Here is an 18,036-nt window from a genome sequence, read left to right as displayed (position 1 = left end):
CTGGAGGAATGGATCCGAATCTGCTGGCCCAGCTGCACGGCGATGACTGGCTGGAGCTGTCGGCATTGGCGAAGAGGAATACGCTGACACCCGAGCAGACGACTCGTTTCCTTCAGCTGTACAGAGCCGCGTCGAAGGATCTCTCGCGGATCACGACCGTCGCACCGGATTCCCTCGAAGCCGCCCGACTCTCGGCCATCGTCCACCGCTCCCGCAATCATCTGTCCTCCGTGCCCAGCGGGGGACTGTCGGGATTCGCACGGTTCTTCGTCGTCAGTCTGCCGCTGTCGCTGTATCGGCTGCGGTGGGACTTCGTCATCGCGGCCGCCGGGTTCCTCGCAGTCGCCGTCCTGTCAGGCATCTGGGCGGGAACACATCCGGAAGTGCTCGACACCTTCGGAGATCGTGAGTTCCGGCGGCAGTTCGCCGAACACGATTTCGTCGACTACTACAAGGAGAACCCGAACGGATTCTTCGCCGTCGGCGTGTGGACGAACAATGCGTGGATCGCCGTCCAGTTCGTCCTCCTCGGCATCACCGGCGTCTATGTCATCGTCGGACTGTTCTCGAACGCGGTCAACGTCGGCTTCTCCGGGGCGATGATGTTCGAGTTCGACCGGGCCTCCGACTTCTTCCTCTACATCCTGCCGCACGGGATCCCGGAGATCAGCTGCATCATCCTCGCCGCTGCAGCGGGCCTGCGTCTGTTCTTCGCCTGGGTGGTTCCGGGACCGCGCCTGCGCCGTGACAAGCTCGCCGGTGAGGCTCGGTCGCTGCTCGTCGTCGCCGGAGGCCTTGTGCTGCTGCTGTTCGGTTCGGGTCTCATCGAAGGCTTCGTGACCCCGAACCCGATCCCGCCGGCACTCAAGATCGCCATCGGCGTGACCTATACCGCCGCGGTCGTCGTCTACGCCTGGCACTTCGGCAGACGCGCTGCCGCTGCCGGCCTCAGCGCCGATCTGGACGAGCACCAGGCAGGATATTCGGTCATCTCCACCGACCGCTGACCAAACGTGCGGTCACAGTCCGCCCGTGACCTTGAGCCGGATGTAGAGATCGGCCAACGCACCGGGAAGCTTCTCCGGCAGAACATGGACCGAAGCGATCCCGAGCCCGCGCAGGCGAGTCTGGAGCGACGCCGTCGTCAGTCTCTCCGCCTCAGCGGCCGCTGCCGAATATACGTCCTCGACGTCTCCGCGCTCGGCGACCAGTGTCTCCAGTGTGGGATCTTCGACTCCGGCGACGACGACCCGGTGATGAGTCGTGAGCGTCGGCAGCACGGGCAGGATATCCTCGTCGACGGTCGCTTCGTCGAGCTGCGTGACCAGCACGACGAGCGCCTGCTGCCTCGACGTCTGCATGACTGCAGCGGCGATCGATTCCCAGTTCGCCTCATAGAGTTCCGGGTGCACGGGCGTCAGCGTCACCGACAGGTCGTGGACCGGGTCGTGAGCCCGATGGCTCGACGCGATTGCACGCACCCTGGCATCGGCGACGATGACATCGACCCGATCGCCGGCGCCCGTGGCCAGAGCCGTCAGCAGCAGTGACGCCTCCAGGGCGGCATCGAAGACCGTGCCCTCGCCGCAGCGGCGGGCGGCGAATCGGGAGGAGTCGACGACGATGACGACGCGACGATCCTTCTCCGGTCGCCAGGTCTTGACGACGAGATTCTGGGCACGGGCACTGGCCCTCCAGTCGATGGAGCGGACGTCGTCACCGTCGACGTAGTCGCGCAGCGAATCGAATTCTGTGCCCATCCCGCGGATCATCACCGCTGACCGTCCCTCGAGCTCACGCAGCTTCTGAGTCTTCGATGGCAGTTCCCGCCGGGACACGAACGGAGGCAGCACCCGCACAGAGGCGGGGACGTCGATGCTCTTCTGCCGGTGGATCAGCCCGAGCACGCTGCGACTGCGCACCGTGACCAGGTCGCCGGGCAGCGCCCCTCGTCGCGTCGGCTCCAGCTCGGTGGTCACCTGAGTCTGCTCGCCCGGTTCGAGCACATGACGAGACCGGGTCTGGACGGCTGCGGCACTCGGCGCCCAGGCGTCGCGGACGTGCAGCCGCAGTCGACGGTTCGTCCCGTTGACCAGAGTCAGTGTGCTGTGGGTGCCGTCGCCGAGGCGGACCATCGGTCCCGGTGTGCGCTGGAGTTCGAGTCCGTGGATCCGGGGGACGAGAAAGAAGTCGATGACCGCGACCACGATGATCGCCCCGGCCACGATCAGCGCCGTCGGCCACGTGGGCACCAGCATGACCGGCACCGAGCCGAGAAGGGTGAGCAGGAACAGCCTGGTGGTCATTCAGCGAGGCACTTCGGTCGTGGCGATGATCGAGTCGAGGACCTGACCGACGTCCAGACCGTCCATCTGCGCCTCGGGACGCAGGATGACCCGGTGCGACAGCGACATATGTGCGAGCGCCTTGACGTCGTCGGGGGTGACATAGTGCCGACCGCTGAGCCACGCATGGGCACGGGCGGCACCGAGCATCCTCGTTGCTCCGCGCGGTGAGACGCCGAGCGCCAGCGACGGCGTCCGGCGGGTGGCTCGTGCGAGGTCGACGATGTAGGTGATGATCTGCGGGGCGATGTAGATCTTCGCGATCGCCTCGCGCGCCCGGCCGATGAGGTCGGCATCGGCGACCGGTCGCAGACCCGCCGCCGCCAGTGACCCTGCGTCGAAGCCTCGGGCATGGCGGTCGAGGATCTCGAACTCGTGATCCCGCTCGGGCAGGTCGAGGACGAGTTTGAACAGGAACCGGTCGAGCTGGGCCTCCGGCAACGGATAGGTGCCCTCGTATTCGACGGGATTCTGTGTGGCCGCGACGAGGAACGGCTCGGGCAGCTTCCGGGAACGTCCGCCGACGGACACCTGATGCTCTTCCATCGCCTCGAGCAGAGCCGACTGGGTTTTCGGCGGGGTGCGGTTGATCTCATCGGCGATGAGGATGTTCGTGAACACCGGGCCGGGACGGAAGGAGAAGTCCGAAGCGGACGCGTCGAAGACCAACGATCCGGTGACATCGCTGGGCATGAGATCGGGAGTGAACTGCACACGTGAGCTGTCGAGACTGACAGCGGCCGCGAAGCTGCGCACGAGCAGAGTCTTCGCCACTCCGGGCACCCCCTCGAGGAGCACGTGCCCCTGGCACAACAGTGCGATGAGCATTCCGGTCACTGGCTGGTCCTGTCCGACGACGGCCTTGGCGATCTCGGCGCGCACACCGTTCAACGCCGCACGGACCGGGTCCGGTTCCGCCTGCGGGGTGGCCGACGGCTGTGGCGCGTTCGGTTCCTGAGGATTCGTGGGGTCCTGGGGCGGCTGGGTCATGGGATCTCACTTTCGATCTTGGTGAGCTGATGGACGAGGTCGGTGAGTTCGGCGTCGGTGTGTGCCGAAGCGGAGACGAATACGTGGTTGAGATAGCCGGGGTCGGCTCCCGTGGTGGACGCGATGCGGGTGATGATATCGGGGGTGCGGGCATCGGGACTGAGACTCAGTCGTTTGGCGATGCGCAGCAGCGCACCGGTCCGCAGAGTGTGCAGCGCACCGTCCCGGTCGTGGCTGCGCGAGCTCAACGCGGCCCGACCGTGTACGGTCTCCACCGCCGGCACGATGACAGGCAGACGTTCGAGAGCCAACGGCCCGAACCGGCGCCCGATGACGAACAGAAGGACGAGCACGCAGGGGATCAGCCACAGGACTCCGGCGAGGAACCACCCTGGCACGAAATCGATCGTAGAGGGAGGCGACTGCTCATCGGATCCGTCGAAGGTCGGATGGTAGACGACGACATTCTGCCTCTGGGACAGCTGCGAGAGGACGAGCGAGGCGTTGCCTTCTTCGTCGATGTGCTCATTGGTCACCCAATCGGGATTGCCGAGCACGGTCAGCGGTACGGAACCGCCCGAATCGGTGACGAACTGTCCGCGGGCGGACCCGGGGGCCACCTCCGTGTCGTCGATCTCATCGACCCCGAGTCCGGCGAACGGGTAGCAGGCGGTGATTCCGTCGGTGTCCTTCTTCGCCTCCGCGTATTCGACGTCGCCCGTGGTTACGGCCCCGGCGCTGTGGGCAATCGGTGAGTCGCACGTCGGAGTGGACGTGGAATCCGGGTCGGCGAGCGGGCTGAGGTTGTCATTGACGGTGATCCGGTCGGTGAACTCCGTGATCGTCGGTCCCGGGTCGACGAGGACGAGTCGGTTGCCGTGGGTGCGCAGGGCGTACTGGAGGCCGGCGATGTCCCCGGGCGACAGCGCTGCGGTGTTCGTCGGAATGAGCAGGGTGGTGTCGGGTCGGGCGGCGGCCGTGCGGGCCTGTTCCTGATCCTCGGTGGTGGTGACGTCGACATCATGGTCGCGCAGGGTCTCGACGAGTGCCTTCGTTCCGGTGCGCGCAGTCGAATCATAGTGCAGGGGCTCTTCGGATTCATCATCTCCGGTCAGCAGCACGAGAGCGATGACGGTGATGAGGATGACGAAGGTTGCAACGATCCATACCGAAGCCGAACGCAGTCGGGCGCGCAGCGGGATCCGCGAGCTCGACCGGGTGCCGCGAGCGGCGACATCCAACTGTGCGCTCATGCCGGTGCCTCCTCGCGGCGGGCACCCTGGTGACCTGTGCTTTGGTGGTCCGTGCCGTGGTCGCCAGTGGCTTGGAGGGGGCGGACCGGCAGTGCGCTCAGGTTCCGGTCCAGTACGCACAGGTCGGCATAGACCTCGTCGAGGCGCTTCGCACGTGCTTTCCGCGCGGTGTCCTCCCCGTAGCGGAGGTCGTTGAAGACCTCGGCCACGCCGTGGACGGCGGGTCCGTGCTCGGGCAGGGCCGCCTCGGCGGAACGGGCGATCTCACTTGCCGTAGCCGATGATTCGAGGGAGACGATCTGCTTGACGGAGAGGACCGCGAAGATCGCACGGGACTCGTCGATGACGGCGGTCTCGAAATCTCCGGCACGCGAGGCTCGGGCCGCGCTCTCGCGCCACGGTCCCGGTTCCGGTTGGGATACGACCGGGTCGAATGCCGACAGCGGGACTCCGACACGGCGGAATCCTGCCCGGCGCACCCGCCAGACGATGAGGGCGATGATCGCGGCGAGACCGAGGACGACGAAGACGAGCAGCCAGGGTGAGTTCGCGCCCAAGGCAGTCCTGACGAGCGAGTCCCACAGAGAGCTCAGCCACCGGCCGATCTGCTCCAAGGGGGTGAGGTCGTTCGCGGCGTATTCGGGTTTCGTCAGTTCGTGCTCGACCCATTCGCGTCCGGTGTCACGGCCGATGTTCGCCGAGGCGGCGCGCAGTCCTGCCGCGCCCGGCTGGGAGGCCACGGCGGTGTGGAGGTGGCCGGCCGCCTCGGTCATGGGGGAGAGGATCATCGGTCCTCCTCGGCGCGGATGAGGACGAGGTCGAGACCTTCGGAGCGCATCTGCTGATCGAAGAAGCAGACAGTCACCAGGCAAGCGAAATAGGCGAAGAGAACCGCCGAGGCGATGAGTGTGAGTCCGAGCAGCAGACCGACGGAGACGATCGCTATGGCCGCCTGCGCGCTCGTCGACTCGCTGGTCGTGGTCATACCGATGCCCAGGAGGAGCGAGATGATGAAGACGAACGGGGTGATGATGAGCTGGACGAGCTGATTGGACAGGAAGTAGCCGAGTGCCAGTTGGCCGAGAATCCGCCAGAAGCCGCGCCCGGTCAGCTTCCAGGAGCGCGCGATCGCGCCACGCACGCTCAGATTCTCCACCGCGATCGCCGAACCGAGGAACGCCAGCCGCAGGTTGACCCAGATGAGTGCAGCGAACCACAGCAGTGCGGCCAGCCCGGCCCAGACGAAGGCGAGGACCGCTGAAACGGCGCCCAAGAACAGCAGCGTCGGAGCGGTGAGAGCCAGCAGCAGACCGAGGTTGATTCCGCTCATCAGCAGTGTGGCGGCGATGAGGCGCCAGCGGCGACCGGACAGGGACTTCCATGCCATCGACAGGGTGGTTCTGCGGGCGCCGAAGGAGGCGCGGGTGCCCGTGGCGATGAGCCCGGAGAGCAGATGGGCCAGCCCGAGGCTGAGCAGGCTCAGAGCCAGCGACCCCACTTGGGCCAGAGCGATGAAGCCGGAGGCGGCATCCTCGTTGCCGCTCAGGTCATTGAAGAACGGCAGGAACTGCACGGCGATGAGTGCGCCGATCGCGGTGAGCAGCAGACTCCAGAGGGCGAAGACGATGAGAGAGGAGCCGACGGACAGGGCCGGGATGAAACGCAGCAGGCGGAAGCCGGAATCCAGTGCCTCGATGAACGTCAGCGGACGTTTCGGCAGAAGACCGCGCGGGGGAGGCGGCTGCCAGCCGCGTGCGGGCGGGGACGGTGCACGTCGTTGCCACCTGCCGGTGTGCCAGTCGACCTCCGAGGTCCACGCATTCGTCTGTCCCATCACGCCAATCCTGCCATGATTCACCGGTGCGTGCCGAGAAGTCTCCCTGCCTCGAACGATCTTCGTCGACCCTTTCGATCTCTGCCGCCGGGAGCTGTACAAGTAGCGTGATCGGCACTCTGCGGGGCTCCGTTCGGGGCCGTGCTCGGGGTCGAGCCGGAGGCGTGGGGCATCGCCGTCGTCGGACGCGGTGGATGAGGTGGTGCATGAGGTCGTCGACATCGCCCGATAGGGTAGGAGTGTCGAGAACCGAAGAACACGCGAACATAAGGGACAATGGGAGCATGAACGCTCGAATCCTCGTAGTTGATGATGACACGGCTTTGGCCGAAATGATCGGAATTGTGCTCAAAAGCGAAGGCTTCGAGCCCTTCTTCTGCGCCACCGGAGACCAGGCCTTCGAAGAATTCCAGAAGGTCAATCCGGACCTCGTGCTCCTCGACCTGATGCTTCCCGGCAAGGACGGACTCGAAGTCTGCCGGGAGATCCGCGAGATCTCCTCGGTGCCGATCATCATGCTCACGGCGAAGTCCGACACGGTCGATGTCGTCCTCGGTCTCGAATCCGGTGCCGATGACTATGTGCCGAAGCCGTTCAAGCCCAAAGAGCTCATCGCCCGTGTCCGTGCTCGGCTGCGAATATCCGAACCGCAGGCTCCCGAGCTTCTGACCGTCGGCGACGTCGTCGTCGACGTCGCCGGTCACACGGTGACCAAAGGCGGATCACCGGTGTCGCTGACTCCTCTCGAATTCGACCTGCTCGTCGCACTGGCCCGCAAGCCGTGGCAGGTGTTCTCCCGCGAGACCCTGCTCGAAGAGGTGTGGGGCTACCGCCATGCCGCCGACACCAGGTTGGTCAACGTCCACGTGCAGCGTCTGCGCTCGAAGATCGAACGCGATCCGGAGAAGCCGGACATCATCGTCACTGTCCGCGGCGTCGGCTATAAGGCCGGCCGAGCCGCGTGACCTCCGTGTCAGCCGCGGACGGACCCGTCCGCACCGCGGCCTCGGCATTGAAGACGTTCTGGAACTTCATACTCCGTTCGTTCAGCCACTCCCTGCAGGTCCGCATCGTCGTGCTCACGATCGTCCTCACTTCGGTGGCGATCTTCGGCGTCGGCACCTACATGTCCCAGCAGATCGCGCGCGGACTCTTCGACACTCGCCTGGACGCCCTGTCCTCGCAGACACGGTCGATCCTGGCCGAGCTGCGATCCCTGGCGCCGGTCGACGGCCAGGCGGTCACCCAGGACACGCTGAGCTCGCAGCTGTCCTCGATCTACAACCGTTCCGCCGGATCCGTGTATTCGCTGACCCTGCAGCCGAAGGACCCGAACTCTTCGTTCTCGACGATCACCGCCGGTGGGCCGAACGAGGATGGTGAGGCATCGCAGGTGCCCGTCACCGAAGAGCTTCGCGAAGCCATCCGCAAAGCCCCGACCGATGACAAGCTCTACCAGTCGGTGAGCCTGCCCGACGGCTCGGGACCGGGCCTGCTCATCACCCAGGAGCTGCAGATCCCGGGCGCCGGTCAGTTCCAGCTCTACTATCTCGGTGACCTCAGCGAACAGCAGGACACTCTGAACTTCGTGCAGCGGTCGATGTTCGTCGCCGCCCTCGTCCTCGTCGTCCTCGTCGGCGCCGTCGCCTGGATCGTCACTCGGCTCGTCGTCACCCCGGTGCGCACCGGCGCCGAGGTGGCCAGACTCATCGCCGATGGTGACCTGGACGAACGCATGCCGGTGCACGGCAACGATGAGATCGCCGTCCTCGGTGAGAGCTTCAACGATATGGCCGACACTCTCCAACACCAGATCGAGCAGATGGAACGACTGTCGGTGCTGCAGCGGCAGTTCGTCTCCGACGTCTCCCACGAGTTGCGGACACCGCTGACGACGATCCGCGCTGCCGCGGATATCATCTACGACTCCCGTGAGGACCTCGACCTCGTCACCGCACGCAGCGCTGAGCTGCTGAACTCGCAGGCCGAACGCTTCGACAATCTGCTCTCCGACCTGCTGGAGATCTCCCGCTACGATGCCGGCGCCGCGGCACTGGTGCCCAAGCCCGTCGATATCGGCGCGATCGTGACCTCCGTAATCGAAACCGTGTCGATGGTGGCCGAACAGATGTCGACAGCCATCGTCGTCCATGCTCCGTCCTCACCGGTCATGGCCGAAGTCGACCGTGTGCGCATCACCCGGATTGTGCGCAACCTCGTTGTCAACGCCATCGAACACGGTGAGGGCAATCCCGTCGACGTCTATGTCGCCTCCAATGCCGAGGCGGTGGCCGTGAGCGTGCGCGACCACGGAGTCGGCATGAACGAAGAGCAGGTCGAGCACGTCTTCGACCGGTTCTGGCGTGCCGATCCAGCCCGCAAGCGCACCCTCGGCGGATCGGGTCTGGGCCTGGCGATCTCGCTCGAGGACGCCCACCTGCACAACGGCTGGCTGCAGGTCTGGGGCAAGCTCGGCGAGGGGTCGTGCTTCCGGCTGACGATGCCTCGGCGTCCCGACCAGGAGATCACGTCTTCGCCTCTTCCCCTGCCGCCTCGCGATGCGCAGATCCGCGGTTCTGCGCTCGTGGCCGGACCGCTGTCCTCGGACGGCTCCGTTCGCATTCAGACCGGGTCGATCCCGATCGTCGTCGAAACCGAGCCGGAGATGCTCGAGGAAAACCATGACACCGCCGCCGAGGCGGACTCGCAGTCCGCATCACCTCTGCCGACCACGACGACTGTCGAATCGACCGCCGATGAATCGGACGCCGGCGAGGAGATCGGTGCCGAGGCCGACACCGCCGAGCCTGATGCTGCGGACGCGGACATCGATGAAGCAGACACTGCTGAGGCAGGGGAACGGTCCGTGGACGTCGGCGAGCCTGACCAGGACGGCGCCGGAGACGGCCCGAACGACAGTGAAGGAGGACGGCCATGACGCGCACGATGTACAGAGGCTCCCGCGTGAAGACCATGCTGGTCGCCGTCTTCATGGCACTGGCCCTCGTCGGCTGCTCGTCGATCCCGACATCATCACCTGTCGGCCATATCGAAGACGACTCGAGCGATCCGGGCGCGAACAACGCACGGATCCCCGACGGACCCGAGCCCGGCGACAGCCCATCCGACATCGTGCGCGGATTCCTCCGTGCCGGAGCGGGCACCGGCAACAACTTCTCCGTGGCTCGATCATTCCTCACCGAGGGCGAAGCGCAGAAATGGAGCCCGCAGGAATCGGTGTCGGTGCTGCCCAACGGCACGGACATCGACTCCTTGAACGTCGGAACCACCTCCGATCAGAAGACGATGAACATCTCGGCGCCGGTCGTCGGCCTCGTCGATTCCTCCGGCGTCTACAACTCCACCAAACCGGGCACTCAGTCGACCCTGGAGTTCTCGCTGCGGCAGGAGAACGGGGAGTGGCGGATCGCCTCGGCGCCGGACGGGCTGCTCATCAGTCAGACCGACTTCCGCACGATCTTCCTCAACTATTCTCTGCAGTTCTTCACCTCCGACTATTCGTACCTCGTCCCTGACTCCCGCTGGTTCCTTCGGTCGTCCTCGACTCCGACGGTGCTGATGAACGAGCTGCTCAGCGGTCCCGCTCCCTATCTGTCCGGTGCGGTGATCACCTCTATCCCCGACGGGGCGAAGCTGAGTGATTCGAATGTGGTCACGATCGAGAACGGCGTGGCCCAGGTGTCCTTGGGGGCGCAGAACCCGGCCCGTCGGACCGTGAGAAGGGATTGATCCGCCAGCAGATCGCCACCACTCTGCAGGTCATTCCCTCGATCTCGGCAATCGAGCTGAGCATCGGCGGACAGACGGTTCCGGCCAGTCTGCAGCCGAAGACCGACTCGTCGGTCCAGGTGGACGGACCACCCGTGGTCCTCGCCGACGATCACCTCTCCCGAGTCTCCGGAACGACTGTCGCGAAGGTCGAGAACAGTCCGAACCTGAAGGAGGCGAAGGCCAGCGATCCTGCGGTGTCCTTGGACGACTCGATGTACACGTATCTCGCCGATGACGGCAAGCAGCTCATGCGGTTGAAGGCCAATGCCGTCGACGCCACTCCGATCCTCAAGGGCAAGAAGCTCGTGCGGCCGAGCATCGATCGCTTCAACACGACCTGGACAGGTGAGGCGAGGAACAAGGGCGAGCTCAAGGCCGTCGGGCGCGACGGAGAATCCTTCACAGTGGCCGCCGATTTCCTCAACGGCCGACAGCTCATCGATATCGAGGTCTCACGAGACGGAACCCGTGTCGCTCTGCTCAGCCGACACAAGGGGGAGCCGGACCGCGTCGACGTGGTCGGTGTGCCCAGGGACAAGGCAGGCAATCCGTCCGGCCATGTCTCCGAAACACCGATCGAAGTGGGCGCGAACTTCGACGAGGTCAAGGACGTCTCGTGGGCAGGATCGACGTCTCTTGTTGCTCTGGCCGCAGAGGAGGGCGAATCCGTCCAGCCGTTCCGCATCGGAGTCACCGGGCCTGCAGAGCAGCTCGGCGAGGTCTCGGGCGGAAGCCGCATCGCCGGGGGAGTGGACGGACGCTCGATCCTGGTCACCAGTTCCGACGGCGCGCTGTACAGCTACAACTCGAACGCCTGGCAGAAGCTCGTCGACGTCGCCGCGAAGGATCCCTCCTATCCCGGCTGACCAGAAAGGCCACGCGCAGTTGTCCCGGAAGGCAGTTCATCGCCGAACCGTCGTGCAGGGCATGGAGTAGATTGCTTCCATGGGGCTGCTCGGGGAGTTCGGCGAACTGCTCCTGCCTCGTCGGTGCGCCGGATGCGGGCGGGAGAACGTTTCCCTGTGCACCCGCTGCCTGCAGCTGCTCGGTGGGATCCCGCGGGCGATGGAGCCACGGTACGGAACGATCCCGATCGTCGGGGTCTGCGAATACAACTCGCAGATCTCCAAGATGGTCGTGGGCTTCAAGGATGAGGGGCGCCGTGACATCCTCGACCCCCTGGCTCTGGCACTGACCCGTTCGATCGTCGCGGCCCTCGACCTCATCGGCTACTCGGGCGGCGCGGTCCGTCTCTTTCCGGCACCAAGTTCGGATCGGGCCAGGCGTCGTCGGGGCGGATCGCATACTGCCGCCCTGGCGCAGCGGGCGAAGGAGCTGTCACCGGAGCTGCCTCTGGAGGTCCATGATGTGCTCGCGGCGAAGCGATCACGTGACCAGGTCGGACTCGGGGCGATCGAGCGGGCTGAGAATGCGCAGCGGACTCAATATCTCGACCGGAGGAGAATCGCTGAGATCTCGGAATCCGGCCCCGTGTCGGGCACCGGCTCCACATCTGCGGATCTGCTCATCGATGACTTCTCCACCACCGGCGCAACGCTGGCAGAAAGCGCACGTCTGCTAGCATCGGTGCAGATCAGACCCGCTGTCGGAGCTGTTCTCGGTCTCGGTCGCGGGGGCACTCGATTTGTCTCTCCCTTTACTGTATAACGGTGTTTACCCATCCAAGGGCATGGGATCGGATGAATCCGACGAGCGAGTCGCTAAGGACACATCATGGACATCGTTGTCAACGGCCGTCAACTGACCATCTCCGACAGCTTTCGAGCCCACATCGAGGACAAGATCGCCAAGGTCGAACAGCTTGCCCCTCGCGCTCAGCGTGTCGAAGTGCATGTCACTCACGAGAAGAACTCCCGTCAGCCCGAGACGAGCGAGCGAGTTGAGCTCACGGTTGTGGCGAAGGGACCGGCAATTCGGGCAGAGGCCATGGCAAGCGACAAATATGCGGCACTCGATCTGGCATGGGCGAAGCTCGTCGAACGACTGAGGCGAGCGAGGGACCGACACAAGGTGCCGCGGTCGGGTCATCACCGCAAGGAGTCCACTGCAGAGGTGCTGGCGAAGATGCCGGTGACCGAACCGATGGTTCCCGATGCTGACGCCGATGACGCGAAGCATGAAGAGGACCGCAGCGTCGATCAGACGAACGGCCGGATCAAGGCCGAAGGTGATTCGCCGGTGGTGCTGCGTGAGAAGACCTTCAATGCCTCACCGATCGGCATCGAAGAGGCGCTGAACCGAATGGAGCTCGTCGGACACGACTTCTACCTGTTCATCGACGAGGAGTCGAGCAAACCCTCCGTCGTCTACCGCCGCAAGGGGTGGAGCTACGGAGTCATCGCCCTCGACCACGAACTCGAAGAAGCCATCGACTGACCCACTTGCTACCTGACGGCGGCCCAGCAACCTCGCGCGAGGTTGCTGGGCCGCCGTCAGGTAGCAAGTGGGTATAGGTTGGGGGCATGCAGAGGATGACACGGGCCGCGGCCCGCAGGACTGCGATCGCTGCGACGGGACTGGACAGGCCACGGCCGGCGAAGGTCACGGCGCGGCACCTGAAAAAGGTCTTCTCCACCCTGGGACTGACCCAGATCGACTCCGTTGCCCGAGTCGTCCGCTCTCACTATCTGCCCTTCTATTCCCGCCTGGGGCCTTATCCGCGAGAGACCCTGGACCGCCTCTTCTATACTTCGCCGCGCATGGGCGTCGAATACTGGGCACACGCCGCTGCCTTCGTGCCACCGCAGACCTGGAAGCACTTCGCTCGTGCGCACGCCGAATGGTGGCGCAACGACTTCGGTCAGCGTCATCCGGAGACCGGAGAGCAATTCCGCAACCTCCAGTCGTCCGTCCTCGATGCCCTGTCCACCCGGCCGATGACGGCGCGGGAAGTCGCCGAGGTGGTCGACCACGATCTGCCGGAGATCCACCGCGGCCATTGGGGCTGGAATCCCAGCCAGGTGAAGGTCGCCCTCGAAGCGCTGTTCGCCGGAGGAGTCATCTGCGCATCGGGACGCAACGAACACTTCGAACGCATCTATGCGCTGGCCAGAGACGTTTCACCCGAGCTGCCGCAGCTTCCTCTGACCTATGGGTCTCCGGAGGATCCGCAGCTGGGCTTGGATCCGAATGCGCAGCTTCCGCGCGGAATATCCGGGGCCGAGAACAATGTCTTCGAACTCACCCGCATCGCAGCACGGGCTCTGGGCATCTCCCGACCCGGGGATATCGCCGACTACTTTCGGCAGCGGCGCGCACCGACCGACGACGCGATCACCGAACTCATCGCCTCAGGCGAACTGCGCGAAGTCGACGTCGAAGGGGCCCGCGCTCTGAAATGGCACGAGGCACGGACCCCACGGACCGTCAACGCTCGAGCGCTGCTGGCTCCGTTCGACCCCTTGGTCTTCTACCGGCCGCGCATCGAATGGCTATTCGACTTCCACTATCGCATCGAGATCTACACTCCGGCGGCCAAGCGCGTGCACGGCTACTACGTCACTCCGTTCCTCCTCGGTGATCGACTCGTCGGGCGAGTCGACCTGCACCGGGACCGAGCGGCAGGAATCCTGCGCGCTCACAAGGTGACATGGGAGCCGGAGGAGGAGCACACCATGGAGCTGGCCGAGGAGCTCATGACGATGGCCACGTGGCTGGGACTGACCGCCGTTGACCTCGAAGGTACTCACCTGCCATTAAGCTAGGGGCTATACAGTCGTTCGAGTCGTTGTCCGGCAGACATGCCGATTAGGAGAAAAGTGGCTAATTTCCTCGAGAAGCTTCTGCGCACAGGTGAAGGCAGAACTCTGAAGAAGCTCCGCCGATACACGGATGCCATCAATCAGCTGTCCGATGAGTTCAGCGAGATGACGGACACCGAACTGCGGGAGGAAACCGGCCGGTTCAAGGAACGCTACAAGGACGGCGAGAGCCTCGACTCCCTGCTTCCCGAAGCCTTCGCCACCGTACGCGAAGCATCGAGCCGGACCCTGGGGCTGCGACACTTCGACGTTCAGCTCATGGGCGGCGCCGCACTGCACCTGGGCAACATCGCCGAGATGAAGACCGGTGAAGGCAAGACCCTGGTCGCCACGGCACCGGCCTACCTCAACGCTCTCACCGGCGATCCGGTCCACATCATCACGGTCAACGACTATCTGGCCACCTACCAGTCGGAGCTGATGGGCCGCGTCTTCCGCTTCCTCGGGATGGAAACCGGCTGCATCCAGGCGAACATGCCCTCGGATCAGCGCCGCAAACAGTATGCCGCGGACATCACCTACGGCACGAACAACGAATTCGGCTTCGACTACCTGCGCGACAATATGGCTTGGTCGGCCGACGAACTCGTCCAGCGCGGCCACGCCTTCGCCATCGTCGACGAGGTCGACTCGATCCTCATCGACGAGGCCCGAACCCCGCTCATCATCTCCGGTCCCGCCGAAGGCGATGCGAACCGCTGGTACGGCGAATTCGCCAAGGTGGTCAAGCGTCTGAAGACCGACCGCGATTACGAAGTCGATGAGAAGAAGCGCACGGTCGGCGTCCTCGAACCCGGAATCGAACGCGTCGAGGACTACCTGGGCATCGGCAACCTCTACGACGCGGAGAACACCCCGCTCATCAGCTTCCTCAACAACGCCATCCGCGCCAAGGAGCTGTTCAAGAAGGACAAGGACTACGTCGTCCTCGACGGCGAAGTCCTCATCGTGGACGAACATACCGGTCGCGTGCTCAAGGGCCGCCGCTACAACGAAGGTCTCCACCAGGCCATCGAGGCGAAGGAAGGGGTGAAGGTCCAGGCAGAGAATCAGACCCTGGCGACGATCACCCTGCAGAACTTCTTCCGCCTCTACGAGAAGCTCTCCGGAATGACCGGTACGGCCGAGACCGAGGCCGCGGAGTTTATGTCCACTTACAAGCTCGGCGTCGTCCCGATCCCGACGAACAAGCCGATGCAGCGCGTCGACCAGTCCGACTTCGTCTACAAGAACGAGGTCGCGAAGTTCGACGCGGTCGTCGACGACATCGTCGAACGCCACGAGATCGGACAGCCCGTCCTCGTCGGCACGACGAGCGTCGAGAAGAGCGAATACCTGTCGAAGCATCTGGCCAAACGCGGCGTCAAGCATGAGGTCCTCAACGCGAAGAACCACGCCCGTGAGGCTTCGATCGTGGCGATGGCCGGTCGCAAGAGCGCCGTCACGGTGGCCACGAACATGGCCGGACGCGGTACCGACATCATGCTCGGCGGCAACGCTGAGTTCCTCGCGGTCGCGGAGATGGAACGGCGCGGCCTCGACCCGGCCGAGAACGAGGACCAGTACGAGTCCGAATGGCCCGAGGTGCTCAAGGCCGCCGAGGATAAGGTCAAGGAAGAAGCCGAAGAGGTCGTCGAGCTCGGAGGCCTCTACGTGCTCGGCACCGAACGCCACGAATCGCGCCGCATCGACAACCAGCTGCGCGGACGCTCCGGACGTCAGGGCGACCCCGGCGAATCCCGGTTCTACCTCTCGCTGACCGATGACCTCATGCGTCTGTTCGGTTCGGGTGCCGCCGAACGGATCATGGCCACGGCGAACGTGCCCGATGATGTGCCGCTGGAATCGAAGATGGTCTCACGCGCCATACTCTCGGCCCAGTCGCAGATCGAACAGCGTAATGCCGAACAGCGCAAGAACGTGCTCAAATACGATGACGTTCTCAATCGTCAGCGCACCGTCATCTACGACGAGCGCCGTAAGGTGCTTGACGGCGCCGACCTCGAAGAGCAGGTCGCAAACTTCCGTGAAGAGGTCATCGACGCCTATGTCGCCCAGGCGACGACGGGACCGGTCGAGGACTGGCAGATCGACGAGCTCTTCGAAGCTCTCGGCAAGATCTACTCACCGTCGATCACTTCCGAGGACCTCGCCGAGGAACTCGGCGGACTCGGGAACCTCTCGAAGAACCGCCTCAACAAGGAGATCCAGTCCGACCTCGAAGTGTTCTACTCCCAGCGCGAAGAGGAACTCGGAGAGGATGCCACTCGCGAACTCGAACGTCGTGTGGTGCTCTCCGTCATCGACAAGCGCTGGCGTGAGCATCTCTACGAGATGGACTACCTCAAGAACGGCATCGGACTGCGCGCCATGGCCCAGAAGGATCCGCTGGTGGAGTACCAGCGCGAGGGCTTCGAAATGTTCAAGACCATGCAGGATGGGATCAAGGAGGACGTGGTCCGCCTGACCAACACGCTGAAGGTCCAGGTGACCTCATCGGCAGGCTCCGACGACGGCGAATCCGAGGTCGAGGTCGACGCCGAAGAGCTGCGGCACAAGACTCCGAAGATGCAGTTGTCGGCTCCGTCCGAGACCGGTTCCGCAACTGTCTCCGAAAACGAGGATGAATACGAACCGGCTCCGGCCAACCGCGCCGAACGTCGCGCGAAGAAGAAGGCCAAGAACTGACGCAGAGCCCTCAGCGGCTCACATCGTCTGCAGCGCAGTCAGCGTCCACCGGGTGGTGAGCAGTTCCAAGCGGACTGCCACCGCCCGGACGCGATTCGCGGCAGCGACGATGACCGTGACCTCCGCGATCTCGGGGCTGATCTGGCAGACGTGCGCCGTTCCCGGCCTCACCGTCCGGGCACCGGGCACGGTAGCCCGGTGAGGTGCGACTTCGGCCCGCAGCTGACAGCGATGATCGATCTTCGCCAGCAGCTCCGGCTCGACCCAGCGGGCGATCGTCTCGCTGCGCCTGACTCCGGAGAGGACCTCGAGGCAGGCAACCGCCAACGAGGTGGCCGTAGCCGCGATCCGCGCCCGGTCGTCTGCGTTGTCCTGACCTTGGACCTGCCGAGTGCCCCGGCGAGGGGACTGGGCCGTGGACACCGATGCAGCCTTTCGCCGAGGCGGCGCCGAAGCTTGTGGTCGTGTGAGGGTGAGCGGGGCGGTCATTTCTGGATCTCCAATCTCTGACCAGCGAGGATGAGGCTCGGATCGGGTCCGATGGTGTCCTCGTTGGTGGCATAGACGTCAGCGACGAGCTGTGGAACCTCCGCAGAGGTATCGGCCAGGTCGGCAGCGATCGACCAGAGGCTCTCGCCTTGGGCAACAATATGTGTGGCGGCCCCGTAACCGGCAGGATCTGCGGCATCGTCGCTGTCACCTGACCTGTTCGATCTGCTGCTGCGGTCGGGGTCGTCAGCTCGATCTGATTCTTCGGACTCATCAGGGTGCTGGTCGTCCGGAGGTGGCGCAGGAGCATCGCCGGACGGAGGTTGGGTGGGCCACCCGGGATCGGGCGGACGCCCTCGACCAGGGGACTCGGACGCCTCCGGGGAATCTGCGTCCTCGGACCGCTCCGCTGTGTCGGGGGAGTCCGCAGACCGCTCGTCGTCGATCATCGGCCAACCGGGGTCGGCCGGGGCGGATGGCGCCTGCGACGAGGATATGGGGTCGGTCCCGAAGTCCTCGACCGGTGCAGCTTGAGCGGAGTGGACGACCAGACCGGCAGAGAGGACGGCGAGTACGCTCGACGCGAGAATCCGCGGCATCGCCTTGACGACCATTTCTGCAAGCGTCGACCGGAAGCGACTGGAGGGAAGAACTCGCAGCAGCAGTGCCAGCAGAGAGATGAGCCCGATTCGCGCGAACAGCATCACTCCAGCGCCGATGATGACGAGGACGACGATGTCGCTGGTCGTCCGCGGTTGGGGCAGCAGTTCCCACGCAGTGAAGAGCGAACCGAGCAGAACCAGCCATGAACCCGCACATGCAATCAAGAGATACATCTAGACATCCTCCGTTGGATATTGATC

16 protein-coding genes are annotated in these 18,036 nt (G+C 64.6%); 9 read left to right on the top strand and 7 right to left on the bottom strand.

Annotated elements, in window-relative coordinates; translation table 11 throughout:
- Positions 1 to 8 precede the first annotated feature (8 nt).
- Positions 9 to 1,007 carry a stage II sporulation protein M gene (locus tag BLU88_RS13650; protein ID WP_092014983.1) on the top strand — a complete coding sequence of 333 codons (999 nt, stop codon included), beginning with the start codon at positions 9 to 11 and terminating at the stop codon, positions 1,005 to 1,007.
- 12 nt (positions 1,008 to 1,019) lie between these two features.
- On the opposite strand, the gene BLU88_RS13645 is transcribed toward BLU88_RS13650, so the two are convergent.
- From BLU88_RS13645 to BLU88_RS13625, 5 genes are read right to left on the bottom strand one after another with little or no spacing between them, the layout of a single operon-like run.
- Positions 1,020 to 2,306 (bottom strand): DUF58 domain-containing protein, encoded by a 1,287-nt coding sequence (locus BLU88_RS13645; protein WP_092014980.1) that lies wholly within the window; start codon positions 2,304 to 2,306, stop codon positions 1,020 to 1,022.
- On the bottom strand, positions 2,307 to 3,335 hold the full coding sequence (locus BLU88_RS13640; RefSeq protein WP_092014977.1) for an AAA family ATPase: 1,029 nt from the start codon (positions 3,333 to 3,335) through the stop codon (positions 2,307 to 2,309). It abuts the gene before it with no gap.
- Complete coding sequence (locus tag BLU88_RS13635; RefSeq protein ID WP_092014974.1) at positions 3,332 to 4,588, bottom strand: DUF4350 domain-containing protein; 1,257 nt, start codon at positions 4,586 to 4,588, stop codon at positions 3,332 to 3,334. Before BLU88_RS13635 ends, BLU88_RS13640 begins: the two co-directional genes overlap by 4 nt.
- Positions 4,585 to 5,376 (bottom strand): DUF4129 domain-containing protein, encoded by a 792-nt coding sequence (locus BLU88_RS13630; RefSeq protein ID WP_231939421.1) that lies wholly within the window; start codon positions 5,374 to 5,376, stop codon positions 4,585 to 4,587. Before BLU88_RS13630 ends, BLU88_RS13635 begins: the two co-directional genes overlap by 4 nt.
- Positions 5,373 to 6,422 (bottom strand): hypothetical protein, encoded by a 1,050-nt coding sequence (locus BLU88_RS13625; protein ID WP_092014971.1) that lies wholly within the window; start codon positions 6,420 to 6,422, stop codon positions 5,373 to 5,375. Before BLU88_RS13625 ends, BLU88_RS13630 begins: the two co-directional genes overlap by 4 nt.
- A 284-nt stretch (positions 6,423 to 6,706) precedes the next feature.
- On the opposite strand from BLU88_RS13625, the gene mtrA reads away from it, so the two are divergent.
- From mtrA to secA, 8 genes are all read left to right on the top strand, one after another.
- Complete coding sequence (gene mtrA / locus BLU88_RS13620; protein WP_062861422.1) at positions 6,707 to 7,387, top strand: MtrAB system response regulator MtrA; 681 nt, start codon at positions 6,707 to 6,709, stop codon at positions 7,385 to 7,387.
- A complete protein-coding gene (gene mtrB / locus BLU88_RS13615; RefSeq protein WP_231939420.1) occupies positions 7,384 to 9,360 on the top strand; it encodes an MtrAB system histidine kinase MtrB in 1,977 nt (658 codons plus the stop codon). The genes mtrA and mtrB overlap by 4 nt, the downstream gene beginning before the upstream one ends.
- The gene (locus tag BLU88_RS18800) at positions 9,357 to 10,172 is read left to right on the top strand and encodes a GerMN domain-containing protein (protein WP_231939419.1); all 816 of its coding nucleotides are present in this window, start codon (positions 9,357 to 9,359) and stop codon (positions 10,170 to 10,172) included. The genes mtrB and BLU88_RS18800 overlap by 4 nt, the downstream gene beginning before the upstream one ends.
- A complete protein-coding gene (locus BLU88_RS18795) occupies positions 10,169 to 11,080 on the top strand; it encodes an LpqB family beta-propeller domain-containing protein (RefSeq protein ID WP_231939418.1) in 912 nt (303 codons plus the stop codon). Before BLU88_RS18800 ends, BLU88_RS18795 begins: the two co-directional genes overlap by 4 nt.
- 79 nt (positions 11,081 to 11,159) lie before the next feature.
- Positions 11,160 to 11,882 (top strand): ComF family protein, encoded by a 723-nt coding sequence (locus tag BLU88_RS13605; RefSeq protein WP_092014968.1) that lies wholly within the window; start codon positions 11,160 to 11,162, stop codon positions 11,880 to 11,882.
- Between the two features lie 66 nt (positions 11,883 to 11,948).
- The gene (hpf, locus tag BLU88_RS13600; protein WP_092014965.1) at positions 11,949 to 12,611 is read left to right on the top strand and encodes a ribosome hibernation-promoting factor, HPF/YfiA family; all 663 of its coding nucleotides are present in this window, start codon (positions 11,949 to 11,951) and stop codon (positions 12,609 to 12,611) included.
- Positions 12,612 to 12,697: 86 nt separating this feature from the next.
- Complete coding sequence (locus BLU88_RS13595; protein WP_092014962.1) at positions 12,698 to 13,939, top strand: winged helix-turn-helix domain-containing protein; 1,242 nt, start codon at positions 12,698 to 12,700, stop codon at positions 13,937 to 13,939.
- A 54-nt stretch (positions 13,940 to 13,993) separates the two neighbouring features.
- Positions 13,994 to 16,684, top strand: a complete 2,691-nt coding sequence (gene secA, locus BLU88_RS13590; RefSeq protein ID WP_092014959.1) for a preprotein translocase subunit SecA — start codon at positions 13,994 to 13,996, stop codon at positions 16,682 to 16,684.
- Between the two features lie 18 nt (positions 16,685 to 16,702).
- On the opposite strand, the gene BLU88_RS13585 is transcribed toward secA, so the two are convergent.
- Together BLU88_RS13585 and BLU88_RS13580 are read right to left on the bottom strand one after the other, a co-directional pair.
- The gene (locus BLU88_RS13585; RefSeq protein WP_231939417.1) at positions 16,703 to 17,107 is read right to left on the bottom strand and encodes an Rv3235 family protein; all 405 of its coding nucleotides are present in this window, start codon (positions 17,105 to 17,107) and stop codon (positions 16,703 to 16,705) included.
- Between the two features lie 62 nt (positions 17,108 to 17,169).
- On the bottom strand, positions 17,170 to 18,009 hold the full coding sequence (locus BLU88_RS13580; RefSeq protein ID WP_092014952.1) for a LysM peptidoglycan-binding domain-containing protein: 840 nt from the start codon (positions 18,007 to 18,009) through the stop codon (positions 17,170 to 17,172).
- Positions 18,010 to 18,036: the final 27 nt, after the last annotated feature.

Source organism: Brevibacterium siliguriense (assembly GCF_900105315.1).
Lineage (GTDB): Bacteria > Actinomycetota > Actinomycetes > Actinomycetales > Brevibacteriaceae > Brevibacterium > Brevibacterium siliguriense.
This window is presented reverse-complemented; position numbering and strand designations above follow the sequence as displayed.

Excerpts from the sequence above, each read along its gene's own strand:
- BLU88_RS13650 (WP_092014983.1), top strand. The coding sequence starts at position 9 with ATGGATCCGAATCTGCTGGCCCAGCTGCACGGCGATGACTGGCTGGAG.
- BLU88_RS13645 (WP_092014980.1), bottom strand. The coding sequence starts at position 2,306 with ATGACCACCAGGCTGTTCCTGCTCACCCTTCTCGGCTCGGTGCCGGTC.
- BLU88_RS13640 (WP_092014977.1), bottom strand. The coding sequence starts at position 3,335 with ATGACCCAGCCGCCCCAGGACCCCACGAATCCTCAGGAACCGAACGCG.
- BLU88_RS13635 (WP_092014974.1), bottom strand. The coding sequence starts at position 4,588 with ATGAGCGCACAGTTGGATGTCGCCGCTCGCGGCACCCGGTCGAGCTCG.
- BLU88_RS13630 (WP_231939421.1), bottom strand. The coding sequence starts at position 5,376 with ATGATCCTCTCCCCCATGACCGAGGCGGCCGGCCACCTCCACACCGCC.
- BLU88_RS13625 (WP_092014971.1), bottom strand. The coding sequence starts at position 6,422 with ATGGGACAGACGAATGCGTGGACCTCGGAGGTCGACTGGCACACCGGC.
- mtrA (WP_062861422.1), top strand. The coding sequence starts at position 6,707 with ATGAACGCTCGAATCCTCGTAGTTGATGATGACACGGCTTTGGCCGAA.
- BLU88_RS18800 (WP_231939419.1), top strand. The coding sequence starts at position 9,357 with ATGACGCGCACGATGTACAGAGGCTCCCGCGTGAAGACCATGCTGGTC.
- BLU88_RS13605 (WP_092014968.1), top strand. The coding sequence starts at position 11,160 with ATGGGGCTGCTCGGGGAGTTCGGCGAACTGCTCCTGCCTCGTCGGTGC.
- hpf (WP_092014965.1), top strand. The coding sequence starts at position 11,949 with ATGGACATCGTTGTCAACGGCCGTCAACTGACCATCTCCGACAGCTTT.
- BLU88_RS13595 (WP_092014962.1), top strand. The coding sequence starts at position 12,698 with ATGCAGAGGATGACACGGGCCGCGGCCCGCAGGACTGCGATCGCTGCG.
- BLU88_RS13580 (WP_092014952.1), bottom strand. The coding sequence starts at position 18,009 with ATGTATCTCTTGATTGCATGTGCGGGTTCATGGCTGGTTCTGCTCGGT.